Raw genomic sequence first — 12,502 nt, forward strand, 5'->3', positions numbered from 1 at the left:
CCATGCCGTGCCCAGGAGGGTCGGCGGGCTGGTCAGGCTGCGAAGGCGACGGTGCGTCCGCCCCAGCGGAGGCCCTTCTCGCTACGGATGCGGGCGCGTTCGCGGCGTTGGGCAGCCAGGACGTCGGGGTGGCGGGCGTTGGCGTTGCGCCACCGCAGATAGGCGTGCAGCGCGCGGGTCTGGACCGTGTGATTCGGGTGGTTCGAGTTCGCCGGCGTGAACTGCCGCAGCGGTCCGAAGTGCGCCTCGATCGGGTTGGTCCAGGAGGCGTTGGTGGGGGTGAAGCAGAGGTGGACGTTGTTGTTCTTCGCCCAGCGGAGGATCTTCTTGCCGTTGTGGGCGGAGAGGTTGTCCAGGATCACGTAGACCGGGGCGCCGTCCGGGCGGGCGGCCCGGATCGACTTGAGTGCGGCCAGGGTGTTCGCGGTGCCCTTGCGGCGGCGGTTGACGCCCCACAGGGTGTCGTCGCCGACCGAGTAGCAGCCGTGGAAGTAGGTCACGCCGTGGGTGCGGTGGTAGGTCGCCGGGAGCCGGTCCCCGGCTGTCCTTGCTCGGCCCAGCAGTTGCCCGCGGTGGGGCGGATGCCGAGCGGGCCGAACTCGTCGACCGCGAACGTTCGGTCCGGGAAGTGCTCCAGGACGTGCTCGATCCGGTCCAGTTTGGCGTCGTACGCGGGGTCGGTGGACTCCTTCCAGGTCTTGGTGCGCTGGAAGGTGACGCCGCGTCGGGCGAGCAGGCAGCGCAGGGCCTCGCGCCCGATGCGGATCACCCGGCCGTGGACCCGGCGCAGGTAGGCCAGCAGTTTGCGGATGGACCAGCGGGTGAAGGGCTGGCTGAGCTTGGCCGGGCGGGTGGTGGCCGTCGAGACGACGAAGTCCTCGTCGTCAGGACTGAGCAGGCGGGGACGGCCTCCCGCCCACTGTGCGACATCCCGCGAGTTCTCCTGAGCCCCGCTGAGTGGTTGAGGCCGTGGCCAGGGGCTTCTTCCTCCTTCGGGTGTTCTGCCGGCCTGTGACGTAACTTCGGGATTCCTGAAGCGTTCTCAGTTCGTCCGACCGATCTGCGGTCCGGTCGAAGGCGAGGAGGCGCGAGTTGGTGGCGCTGGCGGTGGTGCGGGACCTGCGCGAGTACCGGGAGCCGGTCTCGGCGGAGGAGCTGGAGCGGTTCGAGACCGACGTGCTGGCCGGGTTCGTCCTGGCCCGGGCATCGGCCGGGCTGGCGGACGGCACGATCCGTGGCGACGTCGGGCACCTGGAGTAAGTGCGACCGTGGTTCGGCCGACCGCTGTGGGACATGGAGCCGGCCGACGCGGACGCGTACTTTGGGCGGGTGCTGCGAGGCTCGCCCAGCGGCACCCGCCTGGCCCGCTCCCAGGCGCTGAGCACGTACTTCCTGTTCCTGGAGCCGCGGCACAAGGTCGGGAGACTCGCCGCCGCAGGCATCCCCGCCCTGCGCGGCCGCACCGCCGCCATGCGCCAACTCGTCCTCCAGGCCCCACCCTCGGTGGTCGCAGGGATGCTCGGCTACCACTCCGTCCACGCCGAGGCCATCGCCGCAGAAGCCGGAGGAACCTGGAAGCACTACGCCCCCGGTGACCACTCACGGTGACATCAGCAGCCATCAGCACGGGGAACTCAGATCACCCGATCACAGATCCTTACCAGTACTGGACCCCGAGTAGGCCGGCTCCCGGGAGTGTCTCTCTCAAGCACCCCCGGGACTCCCGCCACGGCGCTGGCCCGAGGCGAATGCGCTCGCCCCGAGCGCCTCACTCAGCGATTCTGGATCCACCAGGTGATCCATCCCAGAATCGCGGCCCCGCCCGCCGACGCTAGCCCCCGGACTGCGCTGAACATCGCTGCGCGGCCGAGCCGTCGGACGATCCTCTTCTTGCCCGTCTCCCGCCCCATTAGGCCTCTCCTCTCGTTGAAGAATCCGATACTCGGATTCGACAACAGACCAGATCAGCGCGTCAGTAGTCTCGGACAGGCCCGGCCGCGTGCGGCCAGAGTCGGCCATGCTCGGCCACTTTCGGACGGCCAGCGTCGAAGGACAGAGGAGAGGAGCGTTCCTATGGGGGCAAGAGAGGAGCTGATTGAGGCATTCGCGGAGGATCTTCGGCAGTTACGCCAAGATGTTGGCCAGCCGTCGTTCCGCGACCTGGAGTCCTGCGCGGACAAGGTGGGAAGACCATTGCCACGCACCACCGCATCAGATCTCGTTCGCGGTCGTCGGCTCCCGCCGAAGTCGAACGTGGTCATCGCGTTCGTCATTGCCTGTCGACACTACGCGGAGAAGAACGGGATCCCCGTACCCGACCGCGCCCGAGAGGTGCACTCCTGGCAGGACGCCTGGGCGAAGGCATGGGCGGCGGGACTCAAAGAGTTGGAACGTCTTGGGGAACCCACGCCGCACACCCTGTCCGTCCCAACTCTGCACGGTGGTGGCCACTCCCCCCGACGAAACCAGTGGTGGATCCCGGAACGCCGAAGGTGCTCCTACCTGCTGATCGGCAGCAGTACCCCCGGCACTCCCTTCCACATGCTGCCCGGCGTTCGTCGCGACTGCGAGCGCATGGCCGCGGCGGTGGTCAGCGCCGCACCATGGATGTCCTTGACCGTCATGCTCGATCCGACAAACCAAGAGGCACACCGTGCGATCCGCGAAGCCCTGGCGGCCCCCTTGGAGCTTCTGGTGGTTCACGTCGTCGGGCACGGTTACCTCAACGAGTCCGCGCGCCTTTCCTTGATCATGGAGGACTCCCAAGAGGACAACCTGTTGCAGACATCCCTCGACCTTGAGGGCCTACTGACACAGGCGGGACAGCATTCACAAGAACGAGCAGTGATCCTCATCGTGGACACCGCGTTCGCCGGTGCCGTGCTCCCCAGTGCTCCGCTGACGCTGAAGCACTGGTTCGTCCTCGCTGCAACGGAGGCGAACGGGTTGGCATACGACACGTCAGGCATTGGCGGGGAAGGGACGTTTACCGCTGTGCTCGCTCGCCTGCTGGCCAACGGAATCACGGCCAGTCCCTACCCCCTCGTGACAGTGATGGATCTGGCTCAGGAGGCACGAGAGGCCGTCCTTCGGCAAGCCTCTGCAGTCCTCCAGACGGTCACATGGGGTGGTACTACAAGCACAGAGACACTCAGCCTTGCCTTCAATCACGCAAAGTGAGGGCCGGACGGCAACGGCTCGTCCGACAGTCCTTCAAAGAACCCCAGGTGATCCCCGGCCCGCACTGGCTCAAGGGCGGCGCCCTCCAGTCTGCGCCGACGAGCCCGGCCTGCCCGGACCGTTCGGCACCTGGACCGACGAGGCCGGCCAGGAGCAGGAGGAAGGCGAGACGGACGACGCTGAGCTGTCGTACTGACCAGGCGGCGTCGGGCACCGTGAGCTGCGCTTCCGCGCCGAGATGCGCGGCAAAAGTCGCACACTTGTCGATCAAGGACCAGCAGCGTCCCGTTGCATCGATGAACCGGACCTCCACGATGCCGGGGAACGGCTCATCGTCCACCCAGCGAACCGCCTCGCAGCGCAACTCAGGCACTCGGCCCCCATTCCAGAGCCGCGCCACCACGGCAACGACCGTCAGTATGCCCGAGAGGCCGACATCACTGACGGGACAGCCTTTAGGGCATCCGTTCGAGCTGAACGACGGACTGCCCATGGGAAGGGGACTGTCTGGTCTCCGTGGGCTCACGTACTCGCCGTTTGACCCTCCAGCTCATGGGATGTCTGTCAAGTCAGCGTGTTGAGATCGCGAGGGCGCGCGGCGCTCGATACAGGGGCGCCGTGGAACCAGGGTCAGTGATATACATCCACGGGATAAGGTGCGCCATGACTGAGCGCGACTACGACAAGCTCTACAACATCGTCGTCCCTGTGATGAAGGTCCGGGCCATGCCGGACAACACCGTACGGAACGAGGGCTTCGCTGGAACCGCCTTCCTACTTAAGGACGGCGAGGGCCTAGTGATGACCGCCCGCCACGTTGCCGAGCAGCTGACCCCCGGGGAAGCGGCTGTCCTCTTTCGAGGTGCAGATGGGGGTTGGCAGCCCAGGGCCTCGACAAAGTGAGGCCTCGTCCCATTTGTAGTGTATTGAGCCTGCGTTCTCGCCTGCGACCGGCAGGTGGGTGCGGGCCGAGACGCTGGAGGAGGACTTGCCGCCCGGCCCCGGCGATGAACTCGTCTATCTTGCTGGAGCAGTCTGCCGGGACACCGCTTATGGCCCCGTGACCACGACAGTCAGGCCCGCCGCTGGTAGTACTCCATGGCCCGGGTCGCCCCCGTCCTGGTCGACTACAGGGCGGCAAACACCCAACGCGCCAGGTCAGTTGGCCGCGAATGTGTCCTACTGTTCTGAAATGACTTGGATACCGCTGCTTGCCACGCTGGTCGGTGCCGTGATCGCGATGGGATCGGCGCTGTTGGTGGAGCGCAGGAAGACGCAACGAGAGACGACAGTCGAGTGGGGCAGAACACGACGGCAGCTCTATGCGCGGTTCCTCGCAGACCATGCCCAGGCGGGCAGTGACCTGCGCAATATTGCCGCTACGCTTGGCTTGGATGCGAGCGAGAGGTACCGGCAGACACGAGCGGCCTACGCACACTGCTACACGTCTCGTCACGAGCTGGAACTTCTCGCCCCAGCGCCGTCGTCGCTCTAGCCGAGGAATGCAGTGGGGCAGTCCGAATGATGCGTGACGCCGTTAGCGCCGGAGCGCGAATCGACAGCGATCAGTTCGAGGAACTAACACGCAGGTACCTGGACCTGCGCCTACAGACGAGGGATGCCATGCGTTCAGACATCTGGTCTGACAACGCCTGACGACGGTACGGATCGAAGCTGCTGCAGCAGGGGCCTCCGCCACCAGCGTCGACCTGTTCCCCGACCGAGTGGCCCTTGAGCCCAGTGGTCGCAGGGCTTCGGCAAGGTCGGCAGTCCGGTTTGTGACGATGCGACAGTTGGTGGTAGTCCCGGCAGCAGGGCAGGCACGGCCGTCCAAGATCATGGAGTTCTCGACGCCCCGTCATCCGAGTGGAGGACCGTGCCTGCCGACGCATCATCGCCGATCCCGCCTGCCCTTGACCGGCTCCGCGAGCATCCCGAGGTGGTGCCTGAGGAAGTCCCGGGCCTGCTTGATCGGCTGGCCGAGGTGCCGGACCCGCGCGATCCGCGCGGAGTGCGACACCGGCTGGCCGTCGTGCTCGCGTTCACCGCATGTGCCGTGCTGGCGGGAGCGACCTCGCTGCTGGCCGTCGGCGAGTGGATCGCCGACGCCCCGGTGCACGTGCTGGAGCAGGTTGGCGTACGCCCCGATCCGCTGCCGTCCCGGGTCGTCCGCCCGGCTGCTCGTTCCGTCCGCCGGGCTGCCCGCCGGCGGCCCCGTCCGTCATGTGGAGCCTGTCCCTGCGGGGTGGGTCGCGGTATACGAGGGCTACTTCCTCGGCGACCAGACCACCCAGCAGGCCGTGCTCCACGACACCCCGGAGCTCGCTGCCTGCAGCATCCTCCAGGCGCACCTCCACGGCCTCTGACCGGACCGGCCCGCGCCGTCGTGTCCACGTGGCCGGGCCGGTCGTTGGCCGGTCATGACCCCACCAGAGTTGATGCAGCTGCCGCACCAGCCGTACGTCGACGCGGTGGTCCGGGCGGTCGGTGAGGCCGGCTACCCGACGGGCCCGGACTCCTTCACCGAGTACGACAGATCCGACGGCGAGCTGATGTGGCTGGAGGCGTCCGTCGACCTCGGCTCCGCCGGGTTCGATCAGGACGACGATGACGACCCGGAGGATCTCGTGAGGGCCGGGCTGGCGTGGAAGCAGACCACCGGCTGGCTGGTCGGCGACTACGACGGGCGTGGCGGCTACGAGCACGTCCAGCCGGTCTTCGCCCCTGGTGCAGTGCTGCCGACCCCGGAAGCCGTCGCCGCGGCCGTCCGGCAGCTGTTCACCGGCGGCCTGCGGTACCGGCAGACCGCCGACGACACCCCGCCGACCGAAAAGGCGCTGCCGGACGCGGTGGCCGAGGCGCTGGAGGTCGGCGACATCACCGCCGACCTCGCGGCCCGGCTCGCCGCCTACTGGCCAGCCGTCTGAGCACCAGGTGGCCGACGCCGCGCACCGCCGCCTGACCGGCCCCGCCGTCGGCCCCCTCTACACCGCCCCTGGAACGCGCCGGGCCCAGTGGCGGGCGATCAGTCCGTGACCTCCTCCACCTCGCTGAGGTCCTCCACCCCCACCGGCCGCAGCCCGTCGAACCACACCCCCACCCCGAAGGGCTCGCAGGCCGGCGGTGCCCCCTCCGCGAACCGCAGCATCCAGCCGTCGGCGTAGACGTTCACCTCCGGTGTGTCCAACCCGGCCTGATTCTCCGTCATATCCCATGCTGCGCAGACGAACCGCCGGGCTTCCTCCACCGCCTGCTCCAGGTGCGTCAGCACCTCCCTGAGCAGGTCGAGATCCACCGCCCCGACGTCCTCGCCAGCCTCCAGCATCACATTGACGTTCACCGCCCACCGCTCCGGCTCGGCCACTCCCCACACCGTCAGCCCACCCGGCCCGTCGCTCACCCGCACCAGCGGCCCCACACCCTGCACCATCCCCGCCTCCTCGTCGCCCCGCCACCGTACAACCGGGCGACGGCCACGGCACGGTGGGGCCGCCGCCGGGAGCCGGACCCCGGGCTCTCGAAGCCGTCCCGGCCTGGTGCTGCTCGCCCCCCTGCGCTGCTCGGCCTCCTGTCCCGGTTCGGTCCGCTGCCGCCCTCGGCCTGGTGCTGGTCGCCGCTCGGTCCGGTTTCCCGGCTCGGCTCGTTCCGCAGGTCCGCCGCTGGCCGCCGGCCCGACATCCGCGGCACCGTCCTCCGCCGGCCAGCCGCTGTTCCACAGCGTTCGGCTCGGACACCCCCGCAGGCCCGGGTGTCGCGGCGTCGCCACGTCGGGGCGTCCGGGACCGTACACAGCCCGGCGGTGGCCGGGTTCTCCTCGGCGGCCAGGAGCAGGTCCGCCACCGCCCCGTCGACGGCGGCGGGCGGGAGTTGCTGCGGCGGGGTGGCGGGGGCCTGTGATGCCGGGGCTGTTGCGGGGCGGGGCCGGCTTTCGTCCCGGGCCCGTTTCCGCAGTCGGGCCGGTATTTGTACTGGTTGGGGGGATGGCGTCCTGCCCGGTCCGGCGGGCTCGACCGGTGTCCGGATGCGTCGGTTCAACGGTCGACCGATGCTGGGTGTGTGATCGAGGCCAAGGGACACAATGGGCAGGTCAGCTTCGACGGGGAGTACGTGACGATCACCCGCAAGGGGTTTCTCGCACGCGCGTCGGTGGGCAAGGGCGAGAAGCGCATCCACGTCTCGCAGATCGTCGCCGTCCAGTGGAAGCCGCCCGGGGTGCTCGTCAACGGCTTCATCCAGTTCACTCTGGTCGGCGGGCTGGAACGGCGCTCCGGGTTCGGCGCCCAGACCGCGAGCGCCGTCAAGGACGAGAACAGCGTGGTCGTCATGAAGAACCAGGCACCGGCCTTCGAGGAGTTGCGCGTGGCCGTCGAGGACGCGGTCGCCAGTCTCCACCGCTTCGCGCCGCCTGCCGTACCCGCTGCCCCGGCGGCCACCGGCACCGCGGGTGGCTCGCTCGCCGACGAGCTGGCCAAGCTCCAGCGGCTGGCCGACTCCGGCACCCTGACCCCGGACGAGCTGGCCGCTGCAAAGGCCCGCCTCCTGGGCACTATCGGGCAGCCGCCAGCCACAGCTTGAACCGCTGTCGCCGGGGAAGCCGCGGCCGCGGAGGCGAAGCGCCCCCACGCCTGGTGGCGCCGGTCCTGACCCGCCCTCACCCCGGTGCAGGCCGCTGACCTGCACTGGGGAGTTTCGTCCCGGGCCGGTGAGTTTCACCCCGGAGCTGCCGGTGAGTTTGCCCGCCAGGGGCCGACTGCCCCGGGCTCGGAAACTTTCCATCGCAGGTCAGAGGCGGTGAGTTTCGCCCCGGCGTGGTCCGTTCGAGTGGCGGCCGGGTTCGGCGCGGCGGTCGGGCGGGCAGAGCCTTCGGCATGACGACTCCCACCCGGCCCCACCGTCGCCGTCGCCGCCGTCCGTCTGCACCGGCCGTGCCTGCTCCCGCTCCCGCTGCCGCGGTCCGCGCCGCCAGGCCGCCGATCCCGGCCCGCCGGCGCGCCGTGGGCGGGTGCTGCCGGACCTGGTCCAGCGAACACATCTATCCGGGCGGCCAGGTGGTCCGGACTACCTGGCACGAGCCCGCCTGCACGACCGGGAGCCGGCCGTGAACGCCCCCGCCGAGCAGGCCCCTGCCGACCGGTTCGAGCCCGGCAGCACGGCGGTGCGCCGCGACGTCTACGCGGGCCGGGTCTGGACCGCGATGCCGCAGCGGGTCCTCGACGACACCGGCGAGATCCTCCAGCTCGCCTACTGGCCCGGCATCACCTCGCTCGCCCCGACCACCTGGATCGACTCCCTGCGCACCGGCGACACCGCGCTGCGCGAGAGCGGACTGCACCACCTCGCCGCCGGCACCTGGACCCTCGCCCCCTACTGCTGGACCGGCACCGCGCTGCGCAGCACCTTCCTGACCGGGGAACACTTCTCGGTGCACCGGTTTCAGGACGCCGGCACGGGTGAGCCGCTGCGCTGGTACGTCAACTTCGAGCTGCCCCACACCCGCGGCCCGGCCGGCATCGACACGTTCGACCTGTTCGTCGACCTGGTGGTGGAGCCGGACCTCTCGGCCTGGTCGTGGAAGGACGAGGACGAGTACGCGCAAGGCCGACGCCTGGGCCTGGTCGGCGACGACCTCCACACCCTGGTCGAGCAGGCCCGCCAGCGCGCGCTCGGACTCCTCCAGGACCGGGCCGGCCCTTTCGCCGACCCGTGGACCACCTGGCTGCCCGACCCGGCTTGGCCACTGCCGACCCTGCCCGGCGGTGCGGACGGCACGCCTGCGCACTGACCGCCTGCGGGCCGTCCTGGTGGTCTCCGCGCTGGGCCGTTCCGTACCTTGATGGCCTTCCAAGGTATCCGTTCGATAGCCGGGGAAGGCCGGGTAGCGGCGCTCCCACAGCGGCTTGCGGCCGCCCTGGACGGCCTCGATGGTGCCGGCCCGCATCCCGGCCGGGAGCGTGGCGGTGGCCCGGTACCGGGCGTAGGCGTTCAGCTTGGCGGTGAGGCGGGGCCCGCCCATGGTGGCGCGGTCGACCTCGACGAACGCCCGGTTGGACACCCGTCCCCCGTCGGGGGCGGTGCTCCCGTAGTGGAGCAGGCCGTCGGGGCGCACGGTGCCCTCCTTCCCCTCGGCGAAGCGGTGGGTGATCTCCGGGACCAGGTCGAACGGCCCGTAGGAGTCACCGCGGGTGCGGGCGTCGGCGAGGAACACCAGGTGCGTGCGGACGACGGCGAGCTGGTGGTACAGCGTGAACTTGAAGGCCTCCCTGTCCCCGGGCAGCCGGGGCGCGGGGATGTCCGCCAGCTCGGGGAACGCGGCCGCGATCCGCGCGCCGTGCTCGGTCAGGAACCAGCCCTTCGCCCGCCCCGACCGCGGCAGCACCAGCTCCTCGGCCAGGCCCTGCTCGCGGAGCCTGCGCAGCCGGCTGCGCATCTTCTCGATGCCGCTGTCCGGGGCGTGAATGCGGCGCAGCTGCTCGGCGGTGGCGATCCGGAACTGGAACAGCGAGGCCACCACGGCCCAGGTGATCTCCACCTCCCGCGTCTCGCTGTCCGGCTCCGCACCCGTCCTTGCCCTTGCCGTGGTCTTCTTCGTGGTGCTGTTGTCCGTCGCCATCGGGGGTGCCCTTTCGGCTGGCGCGGGGCCGGGTGCTCCGCGCGGTCGCCGAACTGAACCCCCCGCACCTTGGCGGATCCCTTGGCGATCAACCCGTCTGCGGCAACGATCACGTAGCGGCTGCTACCAAGGTGATAAGCCGTCAAGCCTCCAGCCTTGGAAAACACCTTGTTGCCCTGCCTCCAACTTCGGAGATGGCCCCGGGACGCCTTGACGAATGTCTTGATGTCGGGGCCGGACCCCTTGATGGCGGGTCAGGACTGCCGGAATGCGGGCTGGACGCTCAGCACGTGCTCAGCCGGCCGGTGCTCCTCGTACGAGGCGATGGTCCCGGATCGCCGCGCCCTGTCGGCGCTCCCTCGCCTGTTCCAGAGAGTAGGGAGCAGGCCAGATCCGTGCCGGCCTCCAACGTGCCGGCCTCGGTGCGGCACGCCCGGGCCTTCGCTGCGATCGGTACTCCCGCCGCAGATCGCCGTCTCTGGGTCCATTCGACGGCGTTCCGCACTCATGCAATGCCAGAAGCCATCGCACCGTGACCAGCTCTGTCCCTCGACTGGTCGGCGGGGGCTCAGTGCCATGACGTGCAGATCGTCTTGCCGCCATTGGTCCGGACCGCGCATGCACGGACCGTCGCGGTGTCCGGCCAGTAGTACATGTTCCCGTAATTGGAGCCGTAGGTTTGGAAGAGCCCGAGCCACTGCTGCCAGGTCTTGCCGCCGTCGTACGAGCGGTCTATCCACCCCTGGTAGAGACCGCAGCCGGAGGCGACTTGGAGGCGTGCCCACGCGTACCAGTAGCCGCTGTTACGGCCCGAACGGAGTTGCAGCGTCGCGCACCCGGGGTCGTTCCTGTCGGCGTCGGTGTCTGTGCGGTCGAAGGAGAAGGTTCCGGGGTCGGTGTTGTCGCACTTGTAGCCGGACCCACAACTCAGAGCGGCGACGGCCGGTGCCGCCGTGTCCGTGGTCGGCTTCGCGTCGAGGGTCTTCGCGGACGCCGTGCCAGCCAGCGGTATGAGCACCATGCCGAGGGATGCCGCGACGAGTCCCAACTTCTTGATCACGATCGTTGCCCTTCCGTTGCCCAGATCGTGGGATGAAGGAAACATGACATTCACTCGCGCCAACCCGGGGGTCGAATGTGCAGGACTGTCTGACTATCGCCCGACTGTGGCCGGATCGCCGAGCGGCGGCGAGCCACGCCCTCCAGCTCGGGGAAGGTCACGGCGATCCGTACGGCGTGCTCCGTCAGGAAGGCTCGACGCTGCTCGTCGGCCGGATGCACCGTCACCCGTCGGCCGAGCTCCGCGTTGAGGTACACCGCGATGCGGCTCCACTGCCCATCCGGCTCTGGCAGGACGTCCCCGATGCCTTCCGCCGCACGCCCCAACATCTCCTGGAGCGCCTCGGCGCCCCAGTTGCTCTCGCCGGACCCCACCCCGAAACTCATCCCGCCAGTATGCCGCCGAGCGCATCGACGGTCCCAGTCGACCAGGTGCCGGTCCTCCCGGCTCCCGGCAAGGCGGCCCCGGAGTTCGGCCAGGTGCCCTTCGGCGACCCAGTCGGGACGGGTGTGTCAGCGAGCAGGGATGCCGATGAACGCAGCTGTCACGGCGAGGTGGTGAACAGCGCTGCGACTCGCTTGCGGAGGCGCACCCACCAGTTGGACGCTACGGCCTCGGTGGTGAGCGGGTCGGCCTCCTCGTGTGCCTGGTCGGCGGCAGCAGTTGCGGCCTTGCGGTCGCGCTTGGCGAGCATGCCCGCGTGAACGGCCAGCACCCGCTCGTGCTCCCACACCATGCCCAACGGCCAGTCGGCCCTGCAGGCCGGGAGCAGCTCCACCAGCCGGGCCCAGCCGCGGAACTCGGCCACTGTCCGGGACTCGCTCCCCTCCTGGGTGTCCGCTGCGGCGTCGTAGCACTCGACGTACAGGCCGGGGGCGAGCCCCACAACAGCGGTGTAGCGCTGGCGGTGGTGGTCGATCTCCACGGTCCAGCCCTCACCGCGCCAGACCGAGAAGTGCCGGTTCTCCTCGCCGCTGTGGTTCGCCAGCCAGTGGGCGACGGTGAACCGGCTCCAGGCCTCGGCGGCGCCGATACTTGGGAAGGCCACCCACTGGCTGTTCTGGTCCCCGAGCAAGGTCTCGCGCAGGACCCCGAAGACGCTGTGCCGGCCGAACGGCCCGAGTTCGGTGGACACGACCTGGGTGAGCTCACCTCGGTAGGGCAGCTCGTGGACGACGGTGCCGTTGTTGATGGCGTCGGCGAAGGCGGGGTTGGCGTGGAAGCGGCCGTTGACCGTGCCCTGCAGGTACGGCTGGGTGTCGCGGGCGGCTTGGTCCTGGGTCGGCATTGCGATTCCTCTCTGTACGGCGCGGGGCGTGGTCGTCCCGGATGGTGATATCGGAGCCGGGCAGCGAGACCGGTCCGGCCGGGCGCCGTGGCGCGTTGGTGTGCTCCTACCGATGGTGGCCTTCTGATGCCTGCGAGCGGGGGTGATTGGCGCATCTGTCGGCGCTCGGCGGTTCGGCAGGCCGGGGGATGCGGTCAGCGTGCGGAGCGGTCGGTGATGATCGCGATCACCAGGGCGTCCAGGGTCAGCAGGATCTCGTGGGCGGACTCGTCCGAATGGCATGGCGCTCAGCCAGAACCAGCGCGACAAGGTCGAGCCGCGGATCCGCGCAGCCATCCACCGCCCGCGAGGCCGGCATCTCCCG

Annotated in this window: 14 protein-coding genes and 3 pseudogenes; 10 read left to right on the forward strand and 7 right to left on the reverse strand. The window is 69.6% G+C overall.

Going from position 1 to position 12,502, the window contains the following annotated elements; all coding sequences use genetic code 11:
- Positions 1–32 precede the first annotated feature (32 nt).
- Positions 33–922: pseudogene (locus ACIGZJ_RS31830) on the reverse strand (IS630 family transposase); the annotation flags it as partial.
- A 170-nt stretch (positions 923–1,092) separates the two neighbouring features.
- Between ACIGZJ_RS31830 and ACIGZJ_RS31835 the strand changes: the two are divergent.
- The 3 genes from ACIGZJ_RS31835 (at position 1,093) to ACIGZJ_RS31845 (ending at position 3,180) form a co-directional block, all read left to right on the forward strand.
- Entirely contained in the window at positions 1,093–1,260 is a 168-nt protein-coding gene (locus ACIGZJ_RS31835) for a hypothetical protein (RefSeq protein ID WP_396460546.1), read from the forward strand.
- Positions 1,261–1,293: 33 nt separating this feature from the next.
- On the forward strand, positions 1,294–1,608 hold the full coding sequence (locus ACIGZJ_RS31840; protein WP_396460547.1) for a hypothetical protein: 315 nt from the start codon (positions 1,294–1,296) through the stop codon (positions 1,606–1,608).
- A gap of 465 nt (positions 1,609–2,073) precedes the next feature.
- On the forward strand, positions 2,074–3,180 hold the full coding sequence (locus ACIGZJ_RS31845) for a hypothetical protein (RefSeq protein WP_396460548.1): 1,107 nt from the start codon (positions 2,074–2,076) through the stop codon (positions 3,178–3,180).
- Here ACIGZJ_RS31845 and ACIGZJ_RS31850 read toward each other — a convergent pair.
- Entirely contained in the window at positions 3,164–3,520 is a 357-nt protein-coding gene (locus ACIGZJ_RS31850) for a hypothetical protein (RefSeq protein ID WP_396460549.1), read from the reverse strand. The genes ACIGZJ_RS31845 and ACIGZJ_RS31850 overlap by 17 nt on opposite strands.
- Positions 3,521–3,843: 323 nt before the next feature.
- Between ACIGZJ_RS31850 and ACIGZJ_RS31855 the strand changes: the two genes are divergently transcribed.
- The 5 genes and pseudogenes from ACIGZJ_RS31855 (at position 3,844) to ACIGZJ_RS31875 (ending at position 6,107) form a co-directional block, all read left to right on the forward strand.
- The gene (locus tag ACIGZJ_RS31855; protein ID WP_396460550.1) at positions 3,844–4,083 is read left to right on the forward strand and encodes a hypothetical protein; all 240 of its coding nucleotides are present in this window, start codon (positions 3,844–3,846) and stop codon (positions 4,081–4,083) included.
- A gap of 289 nt (positions 4,084–4,372) precedes the next feature.
- Complete coding sequence (locus tag ACIGZJ_RS31860; protein WP_396460551.1) at positions 4,373–4,675, forward strand: hypothetical protein; 303 nt, start codon at positions 4,373–4,375, stop codon at positions 4,673–4,675.
- Positions 4,676–5,122: 447 nt separating this feature from the next.
- Positions 5,123–5,332: pseudogene (locus ACIGZJ_RS31865) on the forward strand (transposase family protein); the annotation flags it as partial.
- Between the two features lie 73 nt (positions 5,333–5,405).
- Positions 5,406–5,546 carry a hypothetical protein gene (locus ACIGZJ_RS31870; protein ID WP_392941598.1) on the forward strand — a complete coding sequence of 47 codons (141 nt, stop codon included), beginning with the start codon at positions 5,406–5,408 and terminating at the stop codon, positions 5,544–5,546.
- Positions 5,547–5,600: 54 nt separating this feature from the next.
- Positions 5,601–6,107 (forward strand): hypothetical protein, encoded by a 507-nt coding sequence (locus tag ACIGZJ_RS31875; RefSeq protein ID WP_396460608.1) that lies wholly within the window; start codon positions 5,601–5,603, stop codon positions 6,105–6,107.
- Positions 6,108–6,205: 98 nt separating this feature from the next.
- Here the strand turns inward: ACIGZJ_RS31875 and ACIGZJ_RS31880 are convergent, their stop codons facing one another.
- Entirely contained in the window at positions 6,206–6,610 is a 405-nt protein-coding gene (locus tag ACIGZJ_RS31880) for a hypothetical protein (RefSeq protein WP_396460552.1), read from the reverse strand.
- A 626-nt stretch (positions 6,611–7,236) separates the two neighbouring features.
- On the opposite strand from ACIGZJ_RS31880, the gene ACIGZJ_RS31885 reads away from it, so the two are divergent.
- Together ACIGZJ_RS31885 and ACIGZJ_RS31890 are read left to right on the forward strand one after the other, a co-directional pair.
- A complete protein-coding gene (locus ACIGZJ_RS31885) occupies positions 7,237–7,755 on the forward strand; it encodes a DUF4429 domain-containing protein (RefSeq protein WP_396460553.1) in 519 nt (172 codons plus the stop codon).
- Positions 7,756–8,278: 523 nt separating this feature from the next.
- A complete protein-coding gene (locus ACIGZJ_RS31890) occupies positions 8,279–8,962 on the forward strand; it encodes a DUF402 domain-containing protein (protein ID WP_396460554.1) in 684 nt (227 codons plus the stop codon).
- 234 nt (positions 8,963–9,196) lie between these two features.
- Here the strand turns inward: ACIGZJ_RS31890 and ACIGZJ_RS31895 are convergent.
- From ACIGZJ_RS31895 to ACIGZJ_RS31910, 4 genes and pseudogenes are all read right to left on the reverse strand, one after another.
- Positions 9,197–9,790, reverse strand: a pseudogene (locus ACIGZJ_RS31895) (replication-relaxation family protein); the annotation flags it as partial.
- 568 nt (positions 9,791–10,358) lie between these two features.
- Complete coding sequence (locus ACIGZJ_RS31900; RefSeq protein WP_396460555.1) at positions 10,359–10,850, reverse strand: hypothetical protein; 492 nt, start codon at positions 10,848–10,850, stop codon at positions 10,359–10,361.
- Between the two features lie 50 nt (positions 10,851–10,900).
- Entirely contained in the window at positions 10,901–11,236 is a 336-nt protein-coding gene (locus ACIGZJ_RS31905; protein ID WP_396460556.1) for a hypothetical protein, read from the reverse strand.
- Between the two features lie 158 nt (positions 11,237–11,394).
- Entirely contained in the window at positions 11,395–12,138 is a 744-nt protein-coding gene (locus ACIGZJ_RS31910) for a hypothetical protein (protein ID WP_396460557.1), read from the reverse strand.
- Between the last annotated feature and the right edge of the window lie 364 nt (positions 12,139–12,502).

Source organism: Kitasatospora sp. NPDC052868 (genome assembly GCF_044547105.1).
Classification (GTDB): Bacteria; Actinomycetota; Actinomycetes; order Streptomycetales; family Streptomycetaceae; genus Kitasatospora.